Here is a 26,420-nt window from a genome sequence, read left to right as displayed (position 1 = left end):
GCCCGGCACAGCGATCTCAGGCAGCTTCAGTTTGCGCCGCGATCTCGGCCGCAAAGGCCCAGGCAAGCCAGGGCAGCATCGCCTCGATATCCGAGGTCTCGACCGTGCCGCCGCACCAGATGCGCAGGCCCGCAGGCGCGTCGCGATAGGCCCCGATATCCAGCGCGATATTCTCGGCCTCCAACCGCTTCGCCACAGCCTTGGCGAATGTCGCGCCGTCCTGAATACGAGCGTCGGTGAATTTCAGGCAAACGGACGTGTTCGATTGCGTCGCCGCATCCTCTGCCAGATTGGTGATCCAGTCGTTTTGATCGCAGAACGCGTGAACCGCCCCGGCATTGGCATCGGCACGGGCAATCAAGCCCTGCAAGCCACCCACCGAACGGGCCCAATCCAGCGCGAACAGGTAATCCTCAACCGCCAGCATCGAGGGCGTGTTGATCGTCGCGCCAGTGAATATCCCTTCGATCAGCTTGCCGCCTTTGGTCAGGCGGAAAATCTTCGGCAATGGCCATGCGGGCGTGTAGCTCTCCAACCGTTCCACCGCACGCGGGCTAAGGATCAACATCCCGTGCGCAGCCTCGCCGCCCAGAACCTTTTGCCAGCTGAAGGTGGTCACATCCAGCTTGTCCCATGGCAGGTCCACCGCAAACGCGGCCGAGGTCGCATCGCAGATCGTCAGCCCCTGACGGTCATCTGCGATCCAGTCGCCATTCGGAACCCGAACGCCCGAGGTTGTCCCGTTCCACGTAAACACCACGTCATTGGCGAAATCGACCGAAGCCAGATCAACGATTTGACCGTAATCCGCTGTCTTCACCTCAGCATCAATCTTCAGCTGCTTGACCACATCGGTCACCCAACCCGCGCCGAAGCTTTCCCAAGCCAGCATCTCAACCTTGCGCTCGCCCAAGAGCGACCAAAGCGCCATCTCAACCGCGCCGGTGTCCGAGGCGGGAACGATACCGATCTTGTAGTCCGCCGGAATGCCAAGCACTTCGCGCGTACCTTCGATCGCGGCCTTCAGCTTGTCCTTGCCAACAGCAGCCCGGTGCGACCGGCCCAGCGCGGCATCGGCCAGTTTGCTCAGTTCAAATGTAGGGGGTTTGGCGCAAGGCCCCGAGGAGAAACGCGGATTAGCCAGCCGCGTCGCCGGTTTTTGAATACTCATCTGTATTACCCTTCCAGATACACGCCCCTCGTTGGGGAGGGGTGTCCCACGGACAGGCGTAGGTGGCGTTTCGGTGCGCAGCAAGCAAAAAAGACGCTCGCTGCGCAGAAAACGACACCCGGGAAGGGGATGAATCGGAAAACTGGTTTCCGATTGGCGAAAACCCCACCGGTTTCCCGATAGGGTTAGGGTTTACTCTGCCGCTTCTTCGTATTCCGACATTGGCGGGCATGTGCAGACGAGGTTTCGATCTCCATACGCGTTGTCGACACGGTTGACCGGAGACCAGTATTTGTCGACGCCCATGGAGCCCGGGGGGAAGCAGGCCTGTTCGCGGGTATAGGGTCGATCCCAGCTGCCCACCAAGTCGCGCACCGTGTGAGGGGCGTTTTTCAGCGGGTTGTTTTCCGCGTCGATCTTGCCGTCGATGATGTCCTGCGCCTCGGCACGGATGGATAGCATGGCGTCGCAGAACCGATCCAGCTCGTCCATGGGCTCCGATTCTGTCGGCTCTACCATCAGCGTCCCCGCCACAGGCCAACTCATCGTTGGGGCGTGGAAACCCGAGTCCACAAGACGTTTGGCGACGTCGTCAACGGTCACATGCGCCGCCTCGTCCAGCGGACGGGTGTCGAGGATGCATTCATGCGCCACCCGACCGGTCTCGGACGTATAGAGGATCGGATAAGCATCCTGCAGGCGCGCCGCGATATAGTTGGCATTCAGGATCGCCACTTTCGTGGCCTGCGTCAGACCCGCGCCGCCCATCAGCAGCACATAGGCCCATGAGACGGGAAGGATCGAGGGCGAGCCGAAGGGCGCCGCCGAGACCGGACCCACGGCGGTGCCGTATTCCGGGTGGCCGGGCAGATGCTCCTCCAGATGCGCCTTGACGCCGATCGGGCCCATGCCGGGGCCGCCGCCGCCATGGGGGATGCAGAAGGTCTTGTGCAGGTTCAGGTGGCTGACGTCACCGCCAATGTCACCGGGACGCGACAGGCCCACCATGGCGTTCATGTTGGCGCCGTCGATATAGACCTGACCGCCGTGATCATGGGTGATCTGGCAGACCTCCTGCACGGTGGTCTCGAACACGCCATGGGTGGACGGATAGGTGATCATGCACCCGGCCAGATGATCCGAGTGCTTCTCGGCCTTGGCGCGGAAGTCATTCAGATCAATGTTGCCGTTCTCATCCGATTGCACCGGCACAACCTGCCAGCCCACCATCTGCGCCGAGGCCGGGTTGGTGCCATGGGCCGAGGTCGGGATCAGGCAGACATTGCGGTGCCCTTCGCCGCGGGCGAAGTGATAGTTGCGGATGGTCAGCAGACCTGCGTACTCGCCCTGCGCACCCGAGTTGGGTTGCTGCGAGATCGCGTCATAGCCGGTGATCTGGCACAGCTTGTCGTTCAGATCGGCAATCATCTCGTGATAGCCCTGCGCCTGATCTTCCGGGCAGAACGGGTGCAGATTGCCGAACTCGGGCCAGGTGACCGGGATCATCTCGATCGTGGCGTTCAGCTTCATGGTGCAGGACCCCAGCGGGATCATCGCCCGGTCCAGCGCCAGGTCGCGGTCGGCCAGACGGCGCATATAGCGGGTCATCTCGGCCTCGGCTCGGTTCTTGTGGAAGATCTCGTGGGTCAGATAAGGCGTCTCGCGCAGCGCGTAATCGGGCAGCCGATAGGCCACGTTTGAGCTGTCATCTTCCTTGTCGATGCCAAAGGCACCCCAGACGGCCTCGATGGTTTCAGGCCGGGTCTGTTCGTCGAGACTGATGCCGACCTTTGTCTCACCCACCTTGCGCAGGTTGACGCCACGGGCCACGGCGGCTTCCATGACCGTCTTCTGCAGGTGGCCGACCTCGACCGTGATGGTGTCGAAGAACACGTCCGGTTCGACCGAGAAGCCCGCCTCTTCCAGACCAGCCGCCATGCGCGAGGTCTTGCGGTGCACCGATTGCGCGATGGCCTTGATACCATCGGGGCCGTGATAGACCGCGTACATCGAGGCAATTACAGCCAGCAGCGCCTGCGCGGTACAGACGTTTGAGTTGGCTTTTTCGCGGCGGATATGCTGCTCACGCGTTTGCAGGGCGAGGCGATAGGCTTTGTTGCCCCGGCTGTCGATGCTGACGCCGATGATCCGTCCGGGCATCGCGCGTTTCAGCTTGTCGGTGGTTGCCATATAGGCGGCATGCGGGCCGCCATAGCCCATCGGCACACCAAAGCGCTGGGTCGAGCCGATGGCGATATCCGCGCCCATCTCGCCCGGTGACTTCAGCAGCGCCAGCGACAGGATGTCGGCAGCGACGATGGCGATGGCTTTGTGTTCATGCAGGGCGGCGATTTCCGATGAGAAGTCGCGCACGTGGCCATGGGTGCCGGGATATTGGAAGATCGCGCCGAAGACCGCACCCGCGTCCAATTGATCGGGGTCGGCCACCTGCACGTCGATGCTAAGAGGTTCGGCACGGGTCTTGATCACGGCGATAGTCTGGGGATGACAGTTCTTGTCGACGAAGAAGGCGGCGTTATTGGCCTTGGACCGGCCGCCGCGCTTGGCCATCGCCATGGCTTCGGCCGCGGCGGTGGCTTCGTCCAGCAGCGAGGCGTTCGCCACGTCCAGCCCGGTCAGGTCGCTGACCATGGTCTGGAAGTTCAACAGTGCCTCAAGCCGGCCCTGGCTGATCTCGGGCTGATAGGGCGTATAGGCCGTGTACCAGGCCGGGTTTTCCAGAATGTTGCGCAGGATCGGCGCGGGCGTAGTGGTTCCGTAGTATCCCTGCCCGATCAGTGAGGTCAGAACCTTGTTCTTGTCTGCCACCTGCTTCATGTAGAAAAGAGCGTCGCGCTCCGTCATAGCCGGACCCCAGTCCAATGGCTCTTTCTGCCGGATCGCAGGCGGGACGGTGGCGTCGATCAACTCGTCCAGCGTTTTGAAGCCGATCACCTTGAGCATATCGCGCATTTCGGTCGGGCTGGGCCCGATATGGCGGCGATTGGCAAAGTCATAGGCTTCGTAATCAGTCAGTTTGAAGGCCATTTGGTGCGCTCCTCAAGGATAGGTCGAGCCCGGCGGAGCCTGCGGGAGCCTCCGGCGGGAGTATTTGGGAAAAGATGAAGCAGCGGCGCCCCTGTGCCGGGGTTCCGGCGTGGCGTTAGCCGATGAAGGCCTTGTAGCCGCTTTCATCCATCAGATCTTCGAGCTGCGAAGCGTCTGCGATCTTGATCTTGTAAATCCAGGCATTGCCCTCGGGGTCTTCGTTCAGCGCGCCGGGGTTGTCGGCCAGCGTTTCGTTGACCTCAATGATCTCACCATCGACCGGTGCATAGAGTTCCGAAGCCGCTTTGACGGATTCGATCACGCCGATCTCGCCGTCTTTCTCGAACTCGTCGCCCACTTCCTGTTGTTCCACAAAGACCACATCACCCAGCTGTTCTGCCGCGTGTTTGGTGATGCCGAGTGTGGCGGTGTCGCCGTCGACGTCGATCCACTCATGCTCTTCGGAATAATAGGTTGCCATCTTGTCTTTCTCCTGACTTCAACGCTTGTAATTCTGGGTGACGAAAGGCAGCGCCACGATCTGCGCGGGTTGTGGCTTGCCCCGGATGATCAGGTTCACGGTCTCGCCGGGCTGCGCATGACCCGTCGCGACATAGCCCATCGCAACCGGTCCGCCGACCGTGGGGCCGAACCCGCCAGAGGTTATCTGACCGATCGTGGTGCCTTCGGCGGATTGGATTTCGACGCCCTGACGCGCCGGGGCGCGGCCTTCGGGCTTGATGCCCACCAGTTTGCGGGCCGGACCTTCAGCGAGTTCTCGTTGAATACGGTCCGCACCCGGAAATCCACCCTCTTCCTTGCGTCGTTTCTGGATCGCCCAGCCCAGGCTGGCCTCGATGGGCGAGGTCGTCTGGTCGATGTCATTGCCGTAAAGGCACAGCCCCGCCTCAAGCCGCAGGCTGTCGCGGGCGCCCAGTCCCGCCGGCTCGCAGTCTTCATGCGCTAGGAACGCGCGGGTGATGTCGGTGGCCTTATCCTCGGGGATCGAGATTTCATAGCCGTCTTCGCCGGTATAGCCGAGGCGCGAGATACGGCATTCGACACCGTTGATTTCGGCAACAGTGGTTTCCATGAACTTCAGGTCGCGGGCTGCGGGGCAGAGGCTGCCCACAACATCTTCGGCGCTGGGGCCCTGTACCGCGACCAGCGCGCGGTCGAAGATTTCGATGACTTCAACACCGTCTAGATTGGCCTGCATGTGCGGAATGTCCTGATGGCGCAGCGCCGCGTTCACCACAACAAAGAAATGATCCCCTGCGTTCGACACGATCAGGTCATCCATGATCCCGCCTTCAGCGTTGGTAAAGAACCCGTAGCGCGCCTTGCCGTCCTTCAGCGTTGCATAAGCCTGCGGGCACAGGGCTTCCAGCTTCTCGCCCACATCCTCTCCGCTCAGGATCACCTGACCCATGTGGCTTACATCAAACAAAGCGGCCTTTTCGCGGCACTGTTTGTGTTCCCCCATGATCCCCATCGGGTACTGAACAGGCATCTCCCAACCTGCGAAATCAACCATCTTCCCACCCAGCTCGACATGCAGGTCGTACAAGGGTGTGCGTTTCACATCGGTCATGGCGAGTACCTCTTGGTTCATAGTGGTCAGCGCGCATGTGCGTCAGTCTGACGCAAGCCGCGTATTTTGCAACTTCCGAATGCACTGGTCCCTGCACGTCAGTGGCCGGAGGGGCGGCTGGATCGGTGTCACAAAGCGTCTAGGCGGCTTGCACCAGGGCAAATGGTATGCGAGCGCATGCTTCGATATTTCCTATAGGAAACTTTTTTCCGTTACGCAACACAGAAGATGAAATTGCTAAAGACCCAGTTCGCGGACTGCGAGGTCCAGAACGCGAAGACCTGCAACAAGATCGTCTTCAGCGGTGTCCTCGGCGAAGTCATGACTGATGCCATTTATCGAAGGGACAAACAGCATCGCAACCGGCATCAATTGCGAAACATTCGTTGCATCGTGCAGAGCGCCGGAGGGCATATCGCGCCATTTGCCGGGCGCAACCTGTTCGGCACCGACTTGAAGGGCGCGGCGCAAGGCGCCATCCATCGCAACTGGCTCAAGCCCCAGCATCGGTCCGAAATCGAGGCTCAGATCCAATTCTGCCGCGACGTCTTGCGCTGTATCGCGAATAATCGCTTCCATGCGCCCCAAGCGATCAGAGTCCCCATCGCGCCATTGCATCGAGAACCGCGCGCGGCCCGGCACAATGGAGGACGCATTGGGATGCAGATCGACCCGGCCAATTGTCCAGACCGTTTGCGGTGTCACAACGTTTCGAAACAGGTCATTGATCCGGGTGTTGAACACCGAAACCGCCTGGAATGCGTCCCGACGCAGGTGCATCGGCGTGGTACCGGCGTGGTTTTGTTGGCCGTCGAAGGTGATGACCATATCGCGAATACCGACGATATCGGTCACGACCCCGATTTTCTCATCATTGGAATCCAGTGTCGGCCCTTGTTCGATATGCATCTCAATAAAGCCACGGAACCGTGCCGGATCGACGAACCCGGCCGCCAGATCAGTCATCGAGGAACGGGCATCCCTGAACGTGGTTCCCGAAGCGTCCGTCAAAGTATCGGCTTTCGAGAGCAGCAGCCCTTTGGACCAGACAGCGGAGCCGGTGGTGACGCCAAAACGCCCTTCCTCATCCTGAAAACTCACGACAGAAATGGGCAGATCGCTCGACCGTGCGACCTCGAGCGCGGCGATCACGCCAAGTGCGCCATCCAGCCAACCGCCTTCCGGCTGGCTGTCGGAATGCGAACCCATGAGCAGGGATTGGCCTTCGGCCAGACCGAACAAATTGCCGACCGGATCGAAATGCGGTGTCAGGCCAGCGTCAGACATCCGTTCGGCCAACCACTTGCGGGCTGCGATATCCGCCTCGGAATAGGCGGGTCGGATGACACCCTTGCCAACGCCCGAAGCGCCGAAGCTGCGCAGTTTGTGCAGATCGGCCAGAAACCGTGTGTGATCGACAGCCATTGGTCCCCCTCGAATGGTCGCGGATGACGCGAAACCGCCCCAGACATAGGTTTTTTCAGTCGGCTGTGAAACCCCTCTGGCACCGGCCTTGAACCTGCCCTAAGACATCCGTGCAAGAGGGATCGTCATGTCACATATCACACTGGTGCGCCACGGGCAGGCCAATACAACCGCGCGGGATGAGCTGAGCTATGACCGGCTCAGCGATCTGGGTCACCAACAGGCGCGCTGGCTGGGCGCGCATCTGCGAGACACGCGCGTGCACTACCCGCGCGTCTATTGCGGAACGCTGAACCGGCACATTGAAACCGCAACCAGCATGGGGCTGTCAGAGCCCATCCGCGACGCGCGGCTGAATGAGATCGAGTATTTCACACTGGCCCAACTGTTCCAGCAGCAGCATGGGGTCGAAATTCCGACCGACCGCGAAGGTTTTGTCGATCACCTGCCCCGCACATTTGCCGCATGGTCCCGAGGCGAAATCAAGGATGCACCAGAAACGTTCCACGAGTTCGAGACCCGAGTCTCTGACGCCCTGCACGATATCGGGACCGAGGGCGGCCCCGCGATCATCGTTACGTCGGGCGGGTTGATCTCGATGGCGGTGCGGCAGGCAATGGGGTTGGACATCCCGTCTATGGCACGGGTGACCCTTGCCATCATGAATACGTCGATGCATCGTCTGCACCCGATTGGCGCGCAGCTGAGCCCGGTCCTGTTCAATGCCGTTCCCCATCTGGAAGCACCGGATCGAAAGTTCGCCCAGACCCACTTGTAAGGAAACCCTGATGCAACTCTACTATGCCCCCCGCACGATCTCGATTGCCGTGGCCATCGCGTTGGAAGAAGCCGGGCTAGAGTATGAGGCCATCAAGTTGAACTTCGCCGAGGGCGAGCAGACCAAGCCCGCTTATCACCAGATCAACCCCAAGGGCCGCGTACCGGCGTTGGCCGTTGAGGGAGGCATTCTGACCGAAACCGGCGCGCTGTTGGATTACATCGCGGCAATTGCGCCGGACGCAGGGCTTGTCCCCAGCGACCCGGTTATGGCGGGTCGGATGCGCGAGGTGATGTACTACCTCGCTTCAACCATGCATGTGAATCACGCGCACAAAATGCGCGGGCCCCGCTGGGCCGATAACGAGGCCAGCTGGACAGATATGGCGGCGAAGGTTTCGGAAACGATGACCGCCTCATGTGACTACATCTCGTCGAACGGGCTGCGTGGGCCGTTGGTTCTGGGTGACACATTCTCGCTGGCCGACGCTTACCTGTATGTGGTGTGCAGCTGGCTTGAAGGTGACGGGGTCGACGTCTCTGCCTTTCCCAAGATCGTTGCCTTCCGCGAAGCAATGGAAACGCGGCCATCCGTCAAGGCCGTACGCGCTGCCGGAATGCTCTGACAAAAGGATACGGAATGACACATCTTTGGGTCCGGGCAGAACAACGCCCGAACGAGGAGCGGGTGGGCCTGACACCGCAAGGGGCCGCCGCTTTGATCGCAGCCGGAATTCGCGTGACGGTCGAGGAAAGCTCTGTCCGTGCGATTGCCATCGACGGATACAAGAACGCGGGCTGCGAGATTGCACCCGAGAATTCCTGGCCCGAAGCCCCGCTGGATGCCATCATATTCGGCCTCAAGGAACTGCCCGAGGATGGCACGCCCTTGCCCCACCGCCACATCATGTTCGGACACGCCTATAAGGGTCAACATTCTGGTCGCGCCTTGTTGGCGCGGTTCAAGGCTGGTGGCGGCACGCTCTACGATCTGGAGTATTTGGTGGACGAAGATGGCCGCCGGGTGGCGGCCTTTGGCTATTGGGCGGGGTATGCCGGTGCAGCGGTGACACTTAAGGCATGGGCGGCGCAGCAAAGGGGGCAGCTATGCCCGCCGGTGGGTGTTTACCCGGGCAAAGAGGCGATGAACGCAGAGTTGCTGGCCGAGTTGGATGCGACGGGTGCCAATCGTCCCAACGCCATTGTCATCGGTGCTTTGGGCCGCGTCGGCACCGGTGCAGCAGACATTTGCGAAGCGATGGGTGTGCCCGTCACCAAATGGGACATGGCCGAAACCGCCAGCGGTGGACCGTTCCCGGAAATCCTGAACCATGACCTATTTCTGAACTGCATCTTCGCCCGCCCCGGTACGCCGGTCTTTGTCCCGCGTGACGCACTGACCGCCCTGCGCAAGCTGACCGCCATTGGCGATGTCGCCTGTGACCCGGACAGCGATTACAATCCGGTGCCGATCTACGATCACGCCACCACATGGGACGCCCCCGCCCTGCGGGTGGCGGATAACCCTGTTATGGACGTGATAGCAATCGACAACCTGCCCTCGATGCTGCCGGTCGAAAGCTCCGAGGATTACGCCGCGCAATTGCTGCCTTCGCTGCTGGCCCTGACCGATCTGAATAGCGGCGTCTGGGGTCGGGCGGACGCAATTTACAAAACACAAATCGAAGGGATCTGAGTGATGACGATTCACTGGTGTGGCACCGGCCTGTCGGCCATCCCCGGCCTGCGCCGACTGATCGAGGGCGGGCAAAAGGTGACCGTCTGGAACCGGACACTCGAAAAGGCCAAACAAGCGGTTGGAGATTTGACCGACGACATCCACGCCTTCGATATCGACGCGCTGGGCGCCGTGTTGGAGCAGGGCGATGTCATCGTCTCAATGCTGCCAGGCGATTGGCATGTGCCACTGGCTGAACTTGCGATCTCGAAACAGGCCAACTTTGTATCTTCGTCCTACATCTCACCCGAGATGCGGGCCTTGGACGAGCAGGCGCGTGAAGCAGGTGTGGTGCTTGTCAACGAAGTTGGGCTGGACCCAGGTATAGATCACCTGATGGCGCATGCCTTGGTCGATGACTATCGTGCCTCGGATGTGTTCGATCCACAAAACCACCTGAGTTTTATCTCATATTGCGGCGGTGTCCCGAAACATCCCAACGCATTCCGCTACAAGTTCAGCTGGTCGCCGCTTGGGGTGCTCAAAGCGCTGCGCTCGCCGTCCAAGTCGATCCGCGATTATGCGCCGCTTGAGGTTGCCCGCCCCTGGGACGCAATCAACAGCTATGTCGCCCCTTTGCCCACGCCCGAGAGCTTTGAAGTCTATCCAAACCGCGACTCGATCCCGTTCATGGCCGAGTACCAGTTCGAAACACACTGGCCGGTGAAGGAATTCGTGCGCGGCACGCTGCGCCTGAACGGCTGGACCGACGCGTGGAAGGATGTGTTCACCGAAATCGAAACCCTCTCTGGCCCCGAAGGCGACGCGCGGTTGAAAGAGATGTCAGATCAGTTCTGGGCCGAGAACGCTTACGAAGAAGGCGAACCAGATCGCGTGGTTCTGTGCGTGGGCCTGAAAGCCGAAAAAGATGGCGTAGCGGTCTGGAACAAAACCTACGTGATGGATGCCTGGGGTGATGCGCGCGGAACCGCGATGGCGCGTCTGGTCTCGGTTCCGGTGTCATTGGCGGTTGAGGCAGTTCTGAACCGCGCCATCCCTGCGGGCGTCCACGCGGCCCCGAGCGATCCGAAATTGGTGCGCGACTGGATGACAGAAATCGACAAGCTGGCGCAGCATTTACAGGTCGTGGATCACGCTGGCTGACTTTCGGGGCGGGTCGAACTCAACCGCGTTTCCAAAAAAAAGGCCACTCCAAAACGTTGGAATGGCCTCTATATTCGCAGATCATCAGAAACGTTCATTCAGATGTACCGCCTGATCGTATCTTCGATGTCGCTGCGATTTATGCCGATCTCCGCTAGCTGTTTGTCATTCAGACTGTCGAGCTGCTGCGCAGCGCGGACAACGTCGTCCTTGATTGCGCGAATGCGCATGGCGCGGTCAAACAACAAAAGTGAGCTGGCCATTGGTTCCTGTTCGTTCGTCGGGAATTCATCAAACATTTGGATCACCTTTCACCTGAAGACTGATTTTGTGGCCGGGAAAACACCCGAACATCTGATCACTGCTTGTACGGCTTTTGGTGATACACGCTGTCATACGCGCGCTGTTTGATTTCGTCGCGCGGCACACCAATGTCGTTCAACTGCTGGTCGCTCAGGCGCTCAAGCTCGCGCACGGTCTTGGCAAAATGCTTGCGGCGGAATTGCTCGACACGTGCTTCGGCGTAGTCGGCAAACAACCCTGCGAAAAGCCCGCTTTGAGGGCGTACTGTACTGACGTTCTGCATTGCATTCTCCTCCTGAATTGACTGTGTTTCGTCGTCACAGTTCAAATAAAGGAGCCTTGCATTAAGGCAGCCACAGCGGGAAATTAAGGTCTGTTAACCTTGGCCCCGGCTTGGTTTTCCAAGCTACATCAGATCATTTTCAACGTCTTCTGCCGATATTCCCAGCGCGTTCAAACCGTTTTCCAGATGGTCCGACATATGCGGCGTACCGATCAGGTAATCAGCGCAAGGGGTCGAGGCCTCGGCCTTGGCGGTGGCGATAGCCTCGGCCAAATCCTCGGCAAAAAAGCTCTCGCGTCCGATCCACATAATGGCGACCAATTCGGCCTGTTCGTCCTCGCTCATCCGGTCGACAAACGCGCGCAACTCGCCCTCGGCCCTTTCCAGTTCGCGGCCCATCATGGCGACCTGGGCGATTTTCCGTGCCGAAATTTCCAGCATATGACCAACTCCTTGCGTTCGCGGTTTCGATCTATCCAAAGCACTGAGGAAACGCGCCGTCTTTGATCTTACGCAAACCCGAGCGTCATTGGCGGCGCGAGCGAGACACCGACCGCGCCGGCACGGGGACCGAGCGGAAGGGGACAAACCGCGCTTTTTTGGCCCATAGCTTGAACGCTTGCCAAACGATCAAGGCAAAGGCCCGCCTTGCGCCAAACGGGCGTCGTACCAGGGCCCAAAGGATCGAGCGATTGGTCAGCTTTTGTCGCGTCCCCGTCAGCGTTGCAATCAACCCGCCATTGTCGCGGGTGTAGTCGATCCAGACGCCAACCCGTTCTGCACGATAGTCGAAGCGGAACGTGTAGGTCCCTTCGATCTTTTGAAACGGGGACACGTGCATTTCCTTGTCAGCCACAATGCGATCTCCGGGCAGGATCGGCGACAGGTCGGATTTGTGGCACAGATAGCTGTGGCGCGTGCCAAAGGTATTGGTGACCTCGGACACCACCGCGTAAAGACTGTCATCCTTGTCGAAACAAAACCAAAAACTGACCGGGTTGAACACGTGGCCCAAAACCCGCGGCTGCGTCAGCAGACGAATATGGGCAGGCTGCGGAAACTCCATTTCTTCGAACCGCGCCCGCAGCCAACCAGCCCCGTTGCCTTTGCCGGGTGCACCGCCGTGATCGCGGTCCCGCCAGTTGGTCACGTTGGGCCGATTGAACGAGAACAACAGCGGAGTTTCATGCTGCGCCTCGGGGTCGAACAAAATGTAGTCCACGGAATAGCGAAAAGCGTTTTCGATTGCGCCCTTTCGCCCGTGATAGGTATGACCCGCGATATGGTCCAGTGTATCCATGAGTGACCGCTTTGCCCGTAAACTGTTCACAGGGCATGATTTTCCTTGCATTACCCTGTGTAGCATTACGATATTTAACGCAAACCGGATTAAAACGATCCAGAAAAGTGATCCGACCTGGGGAGAGCCACGTAATGTGGGCATGTTTACCGAAACTGACAGTGCAATTCTGGATGCGCCATCGGCTGATGCCGGTGCGGTTGCCGTACCGGCGCTGCAGAAGCGTGTCATGGGCAAACCGGTGAACGGATCGAAGGGCATTAATCCCCGTCAGGAATGGGTTCTGCATGTCAGACGCATTCGTGACGATCAGGACCAGGCCGCCTTTGCCGAACTCTTCCGGCATTTCGCGCCCCGGGTCAAAGCATTCCTGATCAAGTCGGGCTCGGACGCCACGACGGCAGAGGAATGTGCACAGGAGGTGATGGCGACCTTGTGGCACAAGGCGCACCTTTTCGATCCGTCACGGGCCACCGTGGCCACGTGGGTGTTCACCATTGCCAGAAACAAGCGCATCGACGTCTTGCGCAAGCAACGCCGCCCCGAACCCGAGGATTTGGGCTGGGGGCCGGAGGCAGAGCCGGATCAAGATGATGTGGTCGCACTGCAACAGGAAACCGCGCAATTGCGTGACGCACTCAAAGCGTTGCCAGAGGCGCAAAGACAGCTGATCGAGAAGGCATACTTCGGAGATCTGAGCCATCGAGAAATCGCATCTCAGACCGGATTACCGCTGGGCACGATCAAATCCAGGATACGGCTGGCGCTGGACCGCTTGCGCCACGCGATGAATTGAGATGATGGAAATGAGTAAGGATATCAAACATCACCTGACAGACGACCTGCTTATGGCCTATGCCGCAGGGTCGCTGCCCGAAGCGTTCAACCTGATGGTCGCGACACACTTGTCGCTGTGCGATCACTGCCGTGCGCGTGCAGAAAGCTTTGACGCTGTCGGCGGGCACGTTTTGGAAGAACAGTCTGCGTCAGCGCAGATGGATGAAGGGTCGCTGGCTGCGACGATGGCCCTGATCTCTCAGGGTGCGCCAATAGCGAAACCAGCGCGCCCCGGGTGCGATGTGCTGCCTGCGCCTTTGCAGGACTACGTTGGCGGTGATGTGAACGCGATCAAATGGCGCCCTATCGGCATGGGTGTGAAGCAGGCGATCCTGCCGACCTCGCGCGATGCGACGGCGCGCCTGCTGTTCATTCCGGCCGGTGCCGCAGTGCCAGACCACAGCCACAAGGGCATGGAACTGACCATGGTGCTGCAAGGTGCGTTTTCAGATGAGGTTGATCATTTCGCCCGCGGCGATGTCGAGATCGCGGATGAAAGCCTGCATCACACGCCGACCGCTGACATTTCAGAGGATTGCATCTGTCTGGCAGTGACGGACGCGCCGCTAAAATTCAACAAACTGGTGCCGCGCCTGTTCCAACCGTTCCTGCGCATCTGACGGCCCGGTGTGCGTCATGATATAGTAGTCTGGTTCAAAGCAAGGAATGCGATCATGACGAAATGCTTTTTGGTTTGCCTCTGCCTTATGGGTTTTGCCGTGCCTGCGTCGGCACAAATGACTGCGGACGTAAAATTTCAGCCCGGCAATTTTGGCACGATGGTCAACGGCACTGTGACCGGAGACGAGTATTTCGATTACAAACTGGGCGCCAAAGCCGGGCAAGAGATGTTTGCCGACCTCAAGGTCAGCGACACCAATGGCAATGGTGTCATCTACTTCAATATCCTGCCACCGGGCAGTGACGGGGTGGCGATCTACAATGGTTCGATCAATGGCAACACGGCACGGATCGACCTGCCCGAGGATGGGGATTACACGATCCGCGTCTATTTGATGGGCAATGACCGGGATACAGGAAAGACCGTTGGCTACAGTCTGGATCTGTCGATCCAGTAACCCTAACCCTCGGATTTGCCCAACGGCACGACATTGCTGTGATCGTCCGGCGCCAGTTCTTCGAAATCAAAATTGTCCAGCCGCTGAGCCCGCCGGCCCGCCTTTTCTGCACTTATCTTGATTTCGGAAATATCCTTCGCAGCCTGACCGAAATGACGGTCGAGGTTGGTGACGCGTTCACCCAATCGCTCGACATCCTTGTGCAGCATACCCAGCTCTTTGCGGATTGCCCCGGCCTGTTCCCGCATCCGCGCATCCTTCAGGATTGCGCGCATTGTGTTCAGCGTGGCCATGCATGTCGTGGGTGACACGATCCAAACCCGTTTGCCAAAGCTTTCCTGCACCAGTTCGGGGAACTTGGCATGCAACTCGGCGTAGACCGCTTCGGACGGAAGGAACATCAACGCGCCGTCTGCCGTCTCACCGTCCAGAATGTACTTCTCGGAGATGTCGGTGATGTGCTTGCGCACCGTAGACCGGAACATCTGAATTGCGGCTTTCAGCTCTGCGTCATTGGTCGAGTTGATCAGCGCCTCATAGGCTTCCAACGGAAACTTGCTGTCGATCACGATCGGGCCCGGCGGATTTGGCAGATTGATCAGACAGTCGGCCCGGCGTCCATTGGACAGCGTGGCCTGAAGCCGGAAACTGTCCGATGGCAGGGCTTTGGAGACAATATCGTTCAGCTGAATCTCACCAAATGCACCGCGTGTCTGCTTGTTCGACAGAATGTCCTGCAAAGACAGGACGTCCCCCGAAAGTTTGGTAATATTGTCCTGCGCTTTGTCGATCGCCGCCAGTCGTTCCTGCAATTGCGTCAGTGAGGTCGCCGTCTGCTTGGAGGACCCATGCAGCGATTCCTTCATGCGTTCCTGCATCTCTGCCAAAGCCCGCGCCGATTTCATCGCGTTGTCTGCGAGCCGGTCGTTCATCTGCTGTTGAACAGAAGAAAGGCGTGCCTCGACGGTTTGGATCACCTGTACTTGTGCGTTCGCTTGAGTGTCCGAGACATGTTGCAGCCCCCCGCGCAACTGTTCCTGCCCTTGCCCCAGTTGCTGAACATTTTGGCCCAAATGCGACATTTGCCGCGCCAAGGGTTCCGCCATCCGGGCCGAGCGATTGGCCGCTCTCAAGGACAGAAACAAAAGCAGCAAAATCAGCGAAACGACCCCACCCACCATCAGGATCAGTGGGTCGTTCAGCGCGTATTGGGTACCGGCTATCTCGATCATATCGCCTCGGATGTTCTTGTTTTATTCTTATTCATAGCCCGCGTAGGCCAGCGGATCAACTGCGGCCGAACAAACGCTCGATATCGCTTAGCTTGAGTTCCACGTAAGTCGGACGCCCGTGATTGCATTGTCCCGAATGCGGTGTCGCCTCCATCTCGCGCAGCAGGGCGTTCATCTCTTCGGCCCGCATCCGGCGCCCCGAACGGACCGAGCCGTGACAGGCCACCCGGCTGAGGATCGCTTCGATCCGCGCCTGAACTGTCTGGCTGTTCCCCTGATCGGCCAATTCGTCCAGAATATCGAGGACCATCGCCCGCGCGTCCACCTCACCAAGAATGGCGGGTGTTTCACGCACCGCGACGGCGCCGCCCCCGAACGGCTCCAGGGTCAGGCCAAGGCGCGACAGGTCATCAGCGACTGACATCAGACGCGTGCAATCACCCTCCGACAGTTCGACAATCTCGGGGATCAGCAAAGCCTGCGCCGCGACTCCGTTTTCTGCCATCTGGGATTTGAGCTTTTCATAGACCAAACGTTCGTGCGCCGCGTGTTGATCCACAATCACCAGTCCGTCCGCAGTTTGCGCGATTATATAGTTCTCGTGCACCTGACCACGCGCAGCCCCCAAGGGAAGCTCCTGCGCCGGCGGGTCCTCTGCGGCGGCGGCAGGTGGCGTCGGTTCCACCACCGTGCCGCTGTAGTCATTCGCCAGTTCAGCAAAGCCCGGCGACTGCGCCAGATACGCCGCTTGCCGCGCTGCAGGCGAAGGCCGGTCCATCTGATAGACCCGGGCAGGCGACGGCTGCGCAGGTTCTGGTCGCATGGCCCCCAACGTCGCATTTGCAACGGTTCTCGAGGCGCGATGCCCGGCTTCCGCCAAAGCGTGCCGCAGGGCCGAGACAATCAATCCGCGGGCCACGCCGGGATCTCGGAATCTGACCTCAGATTTCGCGGGATGCACGTTCACATCCACAAGCTCGGGGTCGCAGTCGATGAAAAGCGCCGCAGCCGGGTGCCGGTCGCGGCTGAGGAAATCGAAATAGGCAGCACGCAGGGCACCGGTCAGCATCTTGTCTCGTACGGGACGACCGTTGACAAACAGATACTGTGCCACAGCCGCACCCCGCGAATAGGTCGGCAGCGCCGCATACCCATAAAGCCGGATACCATCGCGCATGGCGTCGATCTGCAACGCGTTCTCTGCGAACTCGCGCCCGATAACACGCGCCAATCGCGCGTGCAAAGCGTCGAACAAATCTCCGTTCTCGCGGTCGGCTCGAAAGGTCACGCGCCCCTCGCCACCTCCCGAAACGTCGCGCAGCGTGAAAGTGACGGCGGGTTCCGCCATTGCAAGGCGTTTGACGATATCGGTGACGGCCTGCGACTCGGCTCGATCCGTGCGCATGAACTTCAGCCGCGCAGGTGTCGCAAAAAACAGATCGCGCAATTCGACGACCGTACCACTGCGCAAAGCCGCAGGTTTGACGGCCTCCATTTTGCCACCCGCAACATGGATCGAGGCCGCCTGCCCCCCGGGGACCCGGCTGGTGATCGTCAGGCGTCCGACCGCGCCCAAGGACGGCAACGCCTCGCCCCGAAAGCCGAATGTGTGGATGTTCAACAGGTCCAAACCGTCGATTTTCGACGTGGCATGGCGCGACAGCGCCAGCGGCAAATCCTCTGCCGCGATGCCGCAGCCGTTGTCGGTGACCCGAATCAACGTCTTGCCCCCGTCCGCGATGTCGATCGCAATTCGGTCAGCGCCAGCATCAATGGCGTTTTCCACCAATTCCTTGACGGCCGAGGCCGGACGTTCGACAACTTCGCCAGCAGCGATCCGATTGATCGCCGCATCGTCCAGTTGCCGGATAACGGGCCGGTTGTCGCTGATATTGGGGTTCGCCTGCGCCATACCCCCAGACCTAGCATAGGTCATCCCGATTCTGCCACCGAATTGAGCGTCTGAACCCCCCAGAATCGAGATGTCCGGCCGCTGGGTCCACGTCGACAAGGGGGAAGCGATCGTGGGTTTAAGCGGCCGGACAATCCAAGGTGAGTGGTGGTCATCCTGTTAACAATTGAATGATGGTTAGCACGTGTTTGCGCATAAATCTTATTAAGAATGTATGATTGTTTCCCTTTGGCGGAGTTCAGCCGAAACCCCGCCAAGAGCATTGGCGTGAATACGCCAAATCAAGTTGAAACGCGCTCTCCGGTACGGGTTCGGCAAGGCCCGAACAAGGCCGTCAGGGCCAGAATCAGTCCAGACATGGTGGCGATCATTCCGGCCGCGCTCACGGCCGCTATACCCCCCACCCACAAGGGACCATACCCGGCAAGGACATAACCGGACACAGCCGAAATCGCCGCGAACACCACGCTCCACGTGATTTGGGTTTCCAACCGGTTGGTCATCATTCGTGCTGCCGCCGGCGGGCAAATGAACATGGCGATCACGATGATCGAACCCACTGCGTCAAATGCCGCAACAGCGGCTATGGCCGCAACGATGACCAACGCGAAGCCCAAAACACCGGTGCGGATACCTATGGTGCGGGCGAACCCTTCATCGAAGGTCGAAATCTTGAGGGGTCGCCAAAGCCACCACGTGAACAGCGAGACGCCAAGCAACGTCGCGGCGATACGCGACAATTCAGGTGGAAGCCCAGCCAGCGCCCGTGCATCCAACAACGATGACCAACCGGTCGCATCAAGCCAGATCAGGCTTTCCAGATTGCCGTAGAGCGCATGCTCGACGTCAAGATGCACGGTTGATGTATCCGTCTGCTCCAACAACAAAACACCGGCGGCAAACATGGTGGTGAACACAACGCCCATCGCCGCCCCCGGTTCGATCCGACCCAGCCGACGTATCGCTTCAATCATAGCAACGGCGACCACAGCGGCAGCAGCAGCACCCAACATCATCGGCCACGTTGAAATCGTGCCCGTCAGCAGGAATGCCACAACGATGCCGGGAAGAACCACGTGACTGATCGCATCCCCGATCAGCGCTTGTTTCCGAAGCACCAGAAAGTTGCCCGGCAAGGCGCAAGCGATGGCCGCGAATGTCCCGATCAAAAGCGGCGTCAGGGACAGGGGAACGAACTCGGCACCGCTCATGGGCGCACCTCTTGTGGGCCGCCGATCTGCCGGTCGATTTCGTCGATCTGGTCCTGTGTCAGGACTGTTTCGATGTCTCGCAACCCATCGTAGAGGGCCGCCGTTGCTTCGTGCGTCTGGTCCGCGCGCACAATCTCCCATCGTTTTTCGTCGCGCAACGCTTTGGCCGCGCGGGCGCGGCCTGCATCCGTGGGCACGCCATCGGCCCGCAGCAATCCGGCCCGACGCAAAAGGCGCAGCGTCAGAGGCTCATAAATCGTCTGGTCCTGTGCCATTGCCAATAACCCCTGCCTGATATGCACACGGCGTTGAAACCGCAGGTGGCGCAGAACGGCGGCCAAAACCCCCCGGACCGGGGCCAGCAATATGGACACTGCAAAAAAGCCAAAGCTTACCAACACGATAATGGGCCCGGTCGGCAGGTTGGGGGCCGAGGCAGAGATTGCCGCCCCAAGGTAACCCGCCATTCCCCCGACCAGCCCCGCAAGAAGGACAACACGGTCAGATCTTTCGGACCAGAACCGTGCGGCTACCGGCGGGATGATCAACAAAGCAACGATCAGGATAAGACCGACAATTTTAAGGCCAACCACGGTCACAGCCATGACCAGCCCCATCATCGCCAGATCGATGCGGTGCACGGCAACCCCCTGGGCTGCGGCATATTCGGGGTCAAATGCAACCAACATCATTGGGCGCCGGATTATCATGACCAGCGCCAGCGTCGCTGCGCCCCCTATGGCGATAATCAACGCATCAGCCCAGAGCATCCCTGCGGTTGACCCCAAAAGGAACCCTTCGAGGCCGGCCTGGCGGCCCACGCCCAAGGTCTGTATGACCGTCAGCAGCACGATGCCGAATCCGAAGAAAACTGACAAAACAGCGCCGATTGCAGCGTCCTCTGCCAACCTGGTGTGGCGTGTCAGCCAAGTCATGCACAGCAACCCGACCCAGGCCGACAGGGCTGAGCCGATCAGCAGTCCAATCAGATTGCGCCCGTCGCCGCCGAACGCCACAAGAACCATGAAGGCAAGGCAGACGCCGGGCAGGGTCGCATGGCTGATCGCGTCGCTGACCAATGCGCGTTTACGTAGAAACAGGAACGTTCCGGTGACCCCGGCTGAAACACCCAACAGAGTCGCCCCCACGGCCACCAGCGTGGCGTTATAGCCAAGCTGAAGGGTCAAAGCGTCCCAAAGCATGAGCTACCCCAATGCGCGTGAGATCTGGTCGATTTGGGCTGTGGCCAAACGGCCTCCGTACGTGGCCTGCAGCGTTTCGGCGTTGAACGCCTGCGCCACCGGGCCTTCTGCAACCTTGCGGGTGTTGATCAGAAACACATTATCGAAATAGTCGGTGACGGTGGCCAGATCATGATGAACGACCACGACGGTCTTGCCGGCCTGTTTCAAAGATTTCAGAACGCCGATGATTGCTTTTTCCGTGGCCGCATCGACACCGGCAAAGGGTTCATCCAACAGGTACAAGTCAGCGTCCTGTGCCAGAGCGCGGGCCAGAAATACCCTTTGTTGCTGCCCGCCCGAAAGCTGCCCGATCTGGCGGTCGGAAAAGTCGCGCATCCCGACGCGGTTGAGGCAATCCATTGCCCGGGCCATGTGACGCGCCCGAATGCGTCCAAGCAGACCCAACTGGCGCGACAGACCCATCAGAACCACATCGATCACGCGTGTCGGAAAATCCCAGTCAACACTGGCACGCTGAGGAACATAAGCGATGCGCGCGCGCTGATCCTCGAGCGCTTGACCGAAAACGGTAACGTGTCCGGACAGGGGTTTCACAATCCCCAATGCTGCCTTCAACAGCGTTGATTTCCCGGCTCCGTTCGGTCCTATGATCGCGGTCAGCGCACCCAGCTGTACCGTCATATCCACCGAAAACACAGCCGGTTTCTGGCCGTACGACACCGTCAATCCGCGCACAGCCAGCGGGCTGTTTTCCGGTTGCGGCTCTTCGACGGTAACACCGCGATCACTGACCAGATCCAGCATGGCTCAGAACCCCGCCGACAGTTTGCCGTCCATGCCCCGGCCCGGAACGTCGCCGCCCAGCGCACCTGCGATCACGGTGATGTTGTGATCAAGCATCCCCAGATAGGTGCCTTCATATGTGCCGGGTTCGCCCATCGCGTCCGAGAACAACTCACCGCCCACGGTGACTTCGTGTCCCTTGGCAGCCGCCCCTTCGATCAGCGCCCGCATCGATCGATCAGAGACCGAGCTTTCGACGAACACAGCGGTGATGTCGCGGTCGACCAGCAGATCGACAAGCTCACCAATCCGGTTCAGGCCAGCCTCGGACTGGGTTGAGATGCCCTGAATACCCAGAACCTCAAACCCAAAGCTCTCGCCAAAATAGCCAAAGGCATCATGTGCCGTGACCAATACCCTGCTTTGTTCGGGCACCGACCGCAGCGAGGCCGCCGCGTAAGCGTTCAACCGGTCGATATCAGCCAGATGAGCCGCTGCGTTGGCAGCAAAAATGTCTGCGGCTTCGGGGCGTGTTTCAGTCAGGGCGGCTTGCACGCCGGTCACCACATCGCGCCACAATTCGGGGTTCATCCAGACATGTGGGTCGTATTTGTCGGCATAGTCGTCATGTGCCTGCAACTTGGAAGGATCGATGCCTTGAGCCACGGCGACGACTGTCTGCTTGCGCCCCAGATCGTTGAAGAAACCTTCCATCTGGGCTTCGAGATACAGACCATGCCAAAGAACCAAATCCGCGCGGGTCATGGCCACGATATCCGTGCGGGTCTGACGATACGCATGCGGGTCCACGCCGGGGCCCATCAAGCCAGTAACCTCAACCTGATCCCCGCCGACCTGACGAGCGGCGTCAGCAATCATTCCAGTCGTAGCGACGACCTTCAACGGCGCATCGGCCCACGCCATCATTGGCAGGGTAGCGACGAAAGCCAAGGTGGCGATAAAGCTGCGACGAATCATGTCTGACCCCAATTTCGGCATCCTGTTGAGAATGAATATGCGAACCATTCGCAACTAAGTCAATGCTATTGAGAATTATTCGCAAGAAAGATCCACTAATTTGTCCAAATGGTCAAATTTTTGCACTGTTGAGGCGAGCCAAGCCTTCCATTTGCCGGCAACCCGTGCGATTTTGACGCAAACCTCCCAAAGGATGTGACTATGGAAACGCAGAGCTCAGAAAGCCCCGTGCGCACCGCGCATCTGCCGCAAGTGACCGAACCCCGGAATCCGGGAATGGACCTGGATTTGGACTGGGTGCGCGCCGTGCAAATCAACACGTCGGCGATTGAACGCCGCGCGGCCACGTTGCCGGGCCGTCGATCGGTAAAGAAGGATCATCAGGCGGCTTGGCTGCTAAAGGCGGTTACCATGATTGACCTGACCACCCTGTCAGGTGACGACACCGTGGGCCGCGTGCGACGTTTGTGCGCAAAAGCCCGGCAGCCGGTCTCGATGTCTTTGCTGCAGGCAATGGATATGCCGCCGATCACAACCGGCGCGGTTTGTGTCTATCACGACATGATCGAAACAGCGGTCTCTGCGCTGGAGGGCACGGGCATCCCTGTGGCGGCAGTCTCGACCGGGTTTCCGGCGGGTCTGTCACCCTTTCATCTGCGCGTCGCGGAGATCGAAGAAAGCGTAAAAGCCGGGGCGGAAGAGATCGATATCGTCATTTCGCGGCGCCATGTTCTGTCCGGCGACTGGCAGGCGCTTTATGACGAGATGAAAGCCTTCCGTGCCGCCTGTGGGGACGCGCATGTAAAGGCCATTCTGGCGACCGGAGAGCTTGGCAGCCTGCGCAATGTCGCCCGCGCGTCACTGGTCTGCATGATGGCCGGGGCGGATTTCATCAAAACCTCGACCGGCAAGGAAAGCGTCAACGCCACCCTGCCTGTGTCGCTGGTGATGATCCGCGCGATCCGCGACTTTTTTGACCGCACCGGGTATCGTGTCGGCTACAAACCTGCGGGCGGCATATCCAAAGCCAAGGACGCGTTGGTTTACCTGTCACTGATCAAGGACGAGTTGGGAGATCGCTGGCTTGAGCCGGATCTGTTCCGCTTTGGCGCGTCGTCACTGCTGGGCGATATCGAACGGCAGTTGGAGAACTACGTCACCGGGGCTTACTCGGCTGGGTACAGACATTCGATGGGTTGAGCCTGACCGCAATGTCCGGACAGTGAGTATTTGGGAAAAGATGAAGTCATGACAGTCAAAGAGATTTTCGAAACCATGGACTATGGCCCCGCCCCCGAAAGCGCTGCCGAGGCGCTGGCCTGGCTGGTCGATCAGGGCGACAAGTTCGGGCATTATATCGACGGGGCTTTCACCAAACCCGGCAAAGGCTTTGAAAGCCGCAACCCGGCGACCGGAGAGGTGTTGGCCAAGCTGACCCAAGCGAAACAGGCTGATGTGGACGCCGCGGTGGCGGCTGCCCGCAAGGCGCAACCGAAATGGGAGAAGCTGGGCGGCGCGGGCCGCGCGCGGTACCTCTACGCGATTGCGCGGCTGTTGCAAAAGCACTCGCGCCTCTTTGCCGTGCTCGAAAGCATGGACAACGGCAAACCGATCCGGGAGTCGCGCGACATCGATATCCCGCTGGTGCAGCGTCATTTCTACTTCCACGCGGGCATGGCGCAGCTGATGGAAAGTGAGTTGCCCGATGCAGAAGCGCTTGGCGTTTGCGGGCAGATCGTTCCGTGGAACTTCCCGCTGCTGATGTTGGCCTGGAAGATCGCTCCGGCGCTGGCGATGGGGAATACGGTGGTTCTGAAACCGGCCGAGTATACTTCGCTCACCGCGTTGCTGTTCGCTGATATTTGTACGCAGGCCGGGTTGCCGAAGGGCGTGGTCAATATCGTTACGGGTGACGGTGCCGTGGGCGAGATGATCGTTGCCTCGGACGTTGACAAGATCGCCTTTACAGGTTCGACCGTTGTGGGTCGGCGCATCCGCGAAGCAACTGCCGGGTCCGGTAAGGAACTGACGTTGGAGCTGGGCGGCAAGTCAGCCTATATCGTCTTTGACGACGCCGATATCGACAGCGCCATCGAAGGGCTGGTCGACGCGATCTGGTTCAATCAGGGGCAGGTCTGTTGCGCCGGGTCGCGTCTGCTGGTGCAGGAAGGCATTGCTGATCGCTTCCACGAGAAACTGCGGGCGCGGATGGACAAGCTGCGCATTGGTGATCCGCTGGACAAATGCATCGACGTGGGCGCGGTTGTGGACCCGGTTCAGTTGCAGACCATCAAGGGGATGGTCGAAAGCAATACGGTGGGCCATGTTCACCACGCAGCGTGTGAGCTGCCTGAAAACGGGTGCTATTACCCGCCGACGCTGATCTCGGGGCTCGAAACCTCAGACCCGCTGATGCAAGAGGAAATCTTTGGCCCTGTCCTGGTGTCATCGACATTCCGCACCCCGGCTGAGGCGGTCGAACTGGCCAACAACACCCGCTATGGGCTGGCCGCGACGGTTTGGACCGAGAATGTGAACCTTGCGCTGGATATCGCGCCCAAGCTGGTTGCAGGTGTCGTCTGGGTGAACGCGACCAATCTGTTTGATGCCGCAACCGGGTTTGGTGGCGTGCGCGAAAGCGGCTTTGGCCGCGAAGGCGGCTGGGAAGGTCTTGCAGCCTATACCAAGCCCAAAGACAAGGCCAAGCCGCTGGCGAAGATGGAAGCGGCACTGGGCGAAGGCGCACCGGTCGATCCCATCGACCGAACGGCCAAGATGTATATCGGCGGCAAACAGGCGCGGCCTGACGGCGGGTATTCGAAACCTGTCTGGGGTAAATCCGGCCTGCTGGGCCATGTGGGCCTGGGCAACCGCAAGGATGTGCGCAACGCGGTTGAGGCGGCCGCTGGGGCCAAAGCTTGGTCGAAGACCACCGGGCATCTGCGGGCGCAGATTCTGTATTATATCGGCGAAAACCTCTCGGCCCGTGCGGATGAATTCGCGGGCCGTATCGACGCCATGACCGGAGGCAAAACCGGCGCGAAAGAGGTTGAGGCCTCGATCCAGCGCCTGTTCACCGCCGCCGCCTGGGCGGACAAATATGACGGTCAGGTGCATGGTGTGCCGATCCGTGGCGTGGCCCTTGCGATGAAGGAGCCGGTTGGCGTCATCGGGGCACTCTGCGCGGATGAGGCACCCTTGCTGGGTCTGGTTTCGATCATGGCGCCTGCGATTGCGATGGGCAACCGCACGGTTCTGGTGGCCTCGGAACCCTATCCACTGGCTGCAACCGACTTCTATCAGATTTTGGAAACCTCGGACGTGCCCGCAGGCGTGGTCAACATCCTGACCGGCAGCCACGCGGACCTCGCCAAACCGCTGGCCTCGCATATGAACGTGGATGCGGTCTGGTCCTTCTCGTCCACCGATCTGTCAAAAGAGATCGAGGTTGTGTCCGCCGGGAACCTGAAACGCACCTGGGTCAATAACGCAACGGCATTTGACTGGGGCGTGGACCATTCCCGCCGCTTCCTTCAGGCTGCGACCGAGATCAAGAACATCTGGGTGCCCTACGGCGAGTAGGGCCCCCCGCAACAGGGAGGCCCAAATGGATTTTTCAGGCAAAACCGTCATCGTCATTGGCGGTACAAGCGGCATCAACCGGGGTATTGCCGAGGCATTTGCAACCTCGGGCGCAAAGCTGGCCGTTGCCAGCCGGTCGCAGGAAAAGGTGGACGATACCTGCGCCGCGCTGAGCCAAGCGGGTGCGGCAGAGGCAATCGGCGCGGCCTTTGATGTACGCGACCCCGAGGCTGTAGCCAGCGGCCTCAGTCAGTTCCATGAGACGCTGGGCGATTTCGATGTTTTGGTCTCGGGCGCGGCGGGCAATTTCCCGGCGCTGACCTCTGAGATGTCGGTGAACGCATTCAAAACCGTTGTGGACATTGACCTGATGGGCACTGTTCACGTGATGAAAGGGGCGTATCCCTTCCTGAAGCGCCCGGGTGCCAGCATCATCAACATCTCGGCCCCACAGGCGTTTCTGCCATATGAAGGGCAAGCCCACGTCTGTGCTGCCAAAGCCGGTGTTGATCAGATCACCCGGACGCTTTCTATGGAATGGGGTATCGAGGGTATCCGAGTGAACTCGGTTGTGCCGGGCTTTATCGAAGGCACCGAAGGCGCGCGTCGTCTGGCGCCAACAGAGAACGCCCATGACGAAATTCGCAGCGATGTCCCCTTGGGGCGCTGGGGCACCCCACAGGACGTGGCGAATGCCTGCCTGTTTCTCAGTTCAGATATGGCCAGCTATATCAGCGGCACGGTTCTGTCCGTGGACGGCGCGCTGTATCAGCGCGGATCGGGCAAGTTCGGTCAGATGATGGGACAAATGCTGCGCGATGCCGCTGGGAAAAAGGACTGAGCATCGCCCGGCCCTGT

At 59.8% G+C, this 26,420-nt stretch carries 25 protein-coding genes; 10 read left to right on the top strand and 15 right to left on the bottom strand.

All coding sequences use genetic code 11. The features are described 5' to 3' along the window. Positions 1–16 precede the first annotated feature (16 nt). The 5 genes from RA28_RS11905 to RA28_RS11885 all read right to left on the bottom strand — a co-directional run bounded on the left by RA28_RS11905 (position 17) and on the right by RA28_RS11885 (position 7,238). Complete coding sequence (locus tag RA28_RS11905) at positions 17–1,171, bottom strand: phosphoserine transaminase (protein WP_039528771.1); 1,155 nt, start codon at positions 1,169–1,171, stop codon at positions 17–19. Positions 1,172–1,363: 192 nt separating this feature from the next. Further along, the gene (gcvP, locus tag RA28_RS11900; RefSeq protein WP_039528769.1) at positions 1,364–4,219 is read right to left on the bottom strand and encodes an aminomethyl-transferring glycine dehydrogenase; all 2,856 of its coding nucleotides are present in this window, start codon (positions 4,217–4,219) and stop codon (positions 1,364–1,366) included. Positions 4,220–4,334: 115 nt separating this feature from the next. Then, the gene (gcvH, locus tag RA28_RS11895) at positions 4,335–4,700 is read right to left on the bottom strand and encodes a glycine cleavage system protein GcvH (RefSeq protein WP_039528766.1); all 366 of its coding nucleotides are present in this window, start codon (positions 4,698–4,700) and stop codon (positions 4,335–4,337) included. A gap of 18 nt (positions 4,701–4,718) precedes the next feature. Next, positions 4,719–5,813, bottom strand: coding sequence for a glycine cleavage system aminomethyltransferase GcvT (gene gcvT, locus RA28_RS11890; RefSeq protein WP_039529416.1), 1,095 nt, complete (start codon positions 5,811–5,813; stop codon positions 4,719–4,721). Between the two features lie 237 nt (positions 5,814–6,050). Further along, the gene (locus tag RA28_RS11885) at positions 6,051–7,238 is read right to left on the bottom strand and encodes a Zn-dependent hydrolase (RefSeq protein WP_039528763.1); all 1,188 of its coding nucleotides are present in this window, start codon (positions 7,236–7,238) and stop codon (positions 6,051–6,053) included. Positions 7,239–7,365: 127 nt separating this feature from the next. On the opposite strand from RA28_RS11885, the gene RA28_RS11880 reads away from it, so the two are divergent. Genes RA28_RS11880 through RA28_RS11865 form a run of 4 tightly spaced genes read left to right on the top strand, consistent with a single transcriptional unit; the run spans position 7,366 to position 10,857 of the window. Further along, entirely contained in the window at positions 7,366–8,016 is a 651-nt protein-coding gene (locus tag RA28_RS11880; RefSeq protein WP_039528760.1) for a histidine phosphatase family protein, read from the top strand. 10 nt (positions 8,017–8,026) lie between these two features. Then, positions 8,027–8,641, top strand: coding sequence for a glutathione S-transferase family protein (locus RA28_RS11875; protein WP_039528756.1), 615 nt, complete (start codon positions 8,027–8,029; stop codon positions 8,639–8,641). Between the two features lie 14 nt (positions 8,642–8,655). Next, on the top strand, positions 8,656–9,711 hold the full coding sequence (locus RA28_RS11870; RefSeq protein ID WP_039528753.1) for a saccharopine dehydrogenase: 1,056 nt from the start codon (positions 8,656–8,658) through the stop codon (positions 9,709–9,711). 3 nt (positions 9,712–9,714) lie between these two features. Further along, positions 9,715–10,857, top strand: a complete 1,143-nt coding sequence (locus RA28_RS11865; protein ID WP_039528749.1) for a saccharopine dehydrogenase family protein — start codon at positions 9,715–9,717, stop codon at positions 10,855–10,857. A 98-nt stretch (positions 10,858–10,955) separates the two neighbouring features. Here the strand turns inward: RA28_RS11865 and RA28_RS11860 are convergent, their stop codons facing one another. From RA28_RS11860 to RA28_RS11845, 4 genes are all read right to left on the bottom strand, one after another. Next, positions 10,956–11,156, bottom strand: coding sequence for a DUF1127 domain-containing protein (locus RA28_RS11860; RefSeq protein ID WP_039528746.1), 201 nt, complete (start codon positions 11,154–11,156; stop codon positions 10,956–10,958). A 59-nt stretch (positions 11,157–11,215) separates the two neighbouring features. Next, positions 11,216–11,443 (bottom strand): DUF1127 domain-containing protein, encoded by a 228-nt coding sequence (locus RA28_RS11855; RefSeq protein ID WP_152612081.1) that lies wholly within the window; start codon positions 11,441–11,443, stop codon positions 11,216–11,218. Between the two features lie 123 nt (positions 11,444–11,566). Then, on the bottom strand, positions 11,567–11,884 hold the full coding sequence (locus RA28_RS11850; protein ID WP_039528741.1) for a DUF3775 domain-containing protein: 318 nt from the start codon (positions 11,882–11,884) through the stop codon (positions 11,567–11,569). 85 nt (positions 11,885–11,969) lie between these two features. Continuing rightward, on the bottom strand, positions 11,970–12,743 hold the full coding sequence (locus tag RA28_RS11845) for a DUF1365 domain-containing protein (protein ID WP_039528738.1): 774 nt from the start codon (positions 12,741–12,743) through the stop codon (positions 11,970–11,972). A gap of 229 nt (positions 12,744–12,972) precedes the next feature. Between RA28_RS11845 and RA28_RS11840 the strand changes: the two genes are divergently transcribed. From RA28_RS11840 to RA28_RS11830, 3 genes are read left to right on the top strand one after another with little or no spacing between them, the layout of a single operon-like run. Continuing rightward, complete coding sequence (locus tag RA28_RS11840; protein ID WP_241481132.1) at positions 12,973–13,539, top strand: sigma-70 family RNA polymerase sigma factor; 567 nt, start codon at positions 12,973–12,975, stop codon at positions 13,537–13,539. Positions 13,540–13,549: 10 nt separating this feature from the next. Beyond that, positions 13,550–14,200: a ChrR family anti-sigma-E factor gene (locus RA28_RS11835; protein WP_039529412.1), complete on the top strand. Its 651-nt coding sequence runs from the start codon at positions 13,550–13,552 to the stop codon at positions 14,198–14,200. Between the two features lie 54 nt (positions 14,201–14,254). Beyond that, a complete protein-coding gene (locus RA28_RS11830) occupies positions 14,255–14,659 on the top strand; it encodes a hypothetical protein (RefSeq protein ID WP_052261448.1) in 405 nt (134 codons plus the stop codon). A gap of 2 nt (positions 14,660–14,661) precedes the next feature. Here the strand turns inward: RA28_RS11830 and RA28_RS11825 are convergent, their stop codons facing one another. The 6 genes from RA28_RS11825 to RA28_RS11800 form a co-directional block, all read right to left on the bottom strand. Continuing rightward, positions 14,662–15,891: a DNA recombination protein RmuC gene (locus RA28_RS11825; RefSeq protein WP_039528730.1), complete on the bottom strand. Its 1,230-nt coding sequence runs from the start codon at positions 15,889–15,891 to the stop codon at positions 14,662–14,664. A gap of 55 nt (positions 15,892–15,946) precedes the next feature. Continuing rightward, a complete protein-coding gene (mutL, locus tag RA28_RS11820) occupies positions 15,947–17,803 on the bottom strand; it encodes a DNA mismatch repair endonuclease MutL (RefSeq protein ID WP_039528727.1) in 1,857 nt (618 codons plus the stop codon). A gap of 281 nt (positions 17,804–18,084) precedes the next feature. After that, positions 18,085–19,014, bottom strand: coding sequence for a metal ABC transporter permease (locus RA28_RS11815; RefSeq protein ID WP_039528725.1), 930 nt, complete (start codon positions 19,012–19,014; stop codon positions 18,085–18,087). After that, a complete protein-coding gene (locus RA28_RS11810) occupies positions 19,011–20,216 on the bottom strand; it encodes a metal ABC transporter permease (RefSeq protein ID WP_039528723.1) in 1,206 nt (401 codons plus the stop codon). Before RA28_RS11810 ends, RA28_RS11815 begins: the two co-directional genes overlap by 4 nt. Before the next feature lie 3 nt (positions 20,217–20,219). Beyond that, on the bottom strand, positions 20,220–21,023 hold the full coding sequence (locus RA28_RS11805) for a metal ABC transporter ATP-binding protein (protein WP_039528719.1): 804 nt from the start codon (positions 21,021–21,023) through the stop codon (positions 20,220–20,222). Between the two features lie 3 nt (positions 21,024–21,026). Beyond that, on the bottom strand, positions 21,027–21,980 hold the full coding sequence (locus RA28_RS11800) for a metal ABC transporter solute-binding protein, Zn/Mn family (RefSeq protein ID WP_039529409.1): 954 nt from the start codon (positions 21,978–21,980) through the stop codon (positions 21,027–21,029). 201 nt (positions 21,981–22,181) lie between these two features. Between RA28_RS11800 and deoC the strand changes: the two genes are divergently transcribed. From deoC to RA28_RS11785, 3 genes are read left to right on the top strand one after another with little or no spacing between them, the layout of a single operon-like run. After that, positions 22,182–23,180 (top strand): deoxyribose-phosphate aldolase, encoded by a 999-nt coding sequence (deoC, locus tag RA28_RS11795; RefSeq protein ID WP_039528716.1) that lies wholly within the window; start codon positions 22,182–22,184, stop codon positions 23,178–23,180. Between the two features lie 48 nt (positions 23,181–23,228). After that, entirely contained in the window at positions 23,229–25,562 is a 2,334-nt protein-coding gene (locus tag RA28_RS11790; RefSeq protein WP_039528713.1) for an aldehyde dehydrogenase family protein, read from the top strand. A gap of 25 nt (positions 25,563–25,587) precedes the next feature. Next, the gene (locus RA28_RS11785; RefSeq protein WP_039528710.1) at positions 25,588–26,403 is read left to right on the top strand and encodes an SDR family oxidoreductase; all 816 of its coding nucleotides are present in this window, start codon (positions 25,588–25,590) and stop codon (positions 26,401–26,403) included. Positions 26,404–26,420: the final 17 nt, after the last annotated feature.

Origin of the sequence: Ruegeria sp. ANG-S4 (genome assembly GCF_000814005.1) — a bacterium.
Classification (GTDB): Bacteria; Pseudomonadota; Alphaproteobacteria; order Rhodobacterales; family Rhodobacteraceae; genus Ruegeria.
Note: the sequence above shows the minus strand (reverse complement) of the source record. Positions and strands in the feature narration are given on the sequence as shown.

Coding starts and splice junctions, on each gene's coding strand:
- RA28_RS11905 (WP_039528771.1), bottom strand. CDS start 1,171: ATGAGTATTCAAAAACCGGCGACGCGGCTGGCTAATCCGCGTTTCTCC.
- gcvP (WP_039528769.1), bottom strand. CDS start 4,219: ATGGCCTTCAAACTGACTGATTACGAAGCCTATGACTTTGCCAATCGC.
- gcvH (WP_039528766.1), bottom strand. CDS start 4,700: ATGGCAACCTATTATTCCGAAGAGCATGAGTGGATCGACGTCGACGGC.
- gcvT (WP_039529416.1), bottom strand. CDS start 5,813: ATGACCGATGTGAAACGCACACCCTTGTACGACCTGCATGTCGAGCTG.
- RA28_RS11885 (WP_039528763.1), bottom strand. CDS start 7,238: ATGGCTGTCGATCACACACGGTTTCTGGCCGATCTGCACAAACTGCGC.
- RA28_RS11880 (WP_039528760.1), top strand. CDS start 7,366: ATGTCACATATCACACTGGTGCGCCACGGGCAGGCCAATACAACCGCG.
- RA28_RS11875 (WP_039528756.1), top strand. CDS start 8,027: ATGCAACTCTACTATGCCCCCCGCACGATCTCGATTGCCGTGGCCATC.
- RA28_RS11870 (WP_039528753.1), top strand. CDS start 8,656: ATGACACATCTTTGGGTCCGGGCAGAACAACGCCCGAACGAGGAGCGG.
- RA28_RS11865 (WP_039528749.1), top strand. CDS start 9,715: ATGACGATTCACTGGTGTGGCACCGGCCTGTCGGCCATCCCCGGCCTG.
- RA28_RS11860 (WP_039528746.1), bottom strand. CDS start 11,156: ATGTTTGATGAATTCCCGACGAACGAACAGGAACCAATGGCCAGCTCA.
- RA28_RS11855 (WP_152612081.1), bottom strand. CDS start 11,443: ATGCAGAACGTCAGTACAGTACGCCCTCAAAGCGGGCTTTTCGCAGGG.
- RA28_RS11850 (WP_039528741.1), bottom strand. CDS start 11,884: ATGCTGGAAATTTCGGCACGGAAAATCGCCCAGGTCGCCATGATGGGC.
- RA28_RS11845 (WP_039528738.1), bottom strand. CDS start 12,743: ATGGATACACTGGACCATATCGCGGGTCATACCTATCACGGGCGAAAG.
- RA28_RS11840 (WP_241481132.1), top strand. CDS start 12,973: ATGGGCAAACCGGTGAACGGATCGAAGGGCATTAATCCCCGTCAGGAA.
- RA28_RS11835 (WP_039529412.1), top strand. CDS start 13,550: ATGAGTAAGGATATCAAACATCACCTGACAGACGACCTGCTTATGGCC.
- RA28_RS11830 (WP_052261448.1), top strand. CDS start 14,255: ATGACGAAATGCTTTTTGGTTTGCCTCTGCCTTATGGGTTTTGCCGTG.
- RA28_RS11825 (WP_039528730.1), bottom strand. CDS start 15,891: ATGATCGAGATAGCCGGTACCCAATACGCGCTGAACGACCCACTGATC.
- mutL (WP_039528727.1), bottom strand. CDS start 17,803: ATGGCGCAGGCGAACCCCAATATCAGCGACAACCGGCCCGTTATCCGG.
- RA28_RS11815 (WP_039528725.1), bottom strand. CDS start 19,014: ATGAGCGGTGCCGAGTTCGTTCCCCTGTCCCTGACGCCGCTTTTGATC.
- RA28_RS11810 (WP_039528723.1), bottom strand. CDS start 20,216: ATGCTTTGGGACGCTTTGACCCTTCAGCTTGGCTATAACGCCACGCTG.
- RA28_RS11805 (WP_039528719.1), bottom strand. CDS start 21,023: ATGCTGGATCTGGTCAGTGATCGCGGTGTTACCGTCGAAGAGCCGCAA.
- RA28_RS11800 (WP_039529409.1), bottom strand. CDS start 21,980: ATGATTCGTCGCAGCTTTATCGCCACCTTGGCTTTCGTCGCTACCCTG.
- deoC (WP_039528716.1), top strand. CDS start 22,182: ATGGAAACGCAGAGCTCAGAAAGCCCCGTGCGCACCGCGCATCTGCCG.
- RA28_RS11790 (WP_039528713.1), top strand. CDS start 23,229: ATGACAGTCAAAGAGATTTTCGAAACCATGGACTATGGCCCCGCCCCC.
- RA28_RS11785 (WP_039528710.1), top strand. CDS start 25,588: ATGGATTTTTCAGGCAAAACCGTCATCGTCATTGGCGGTACAAGCGGC.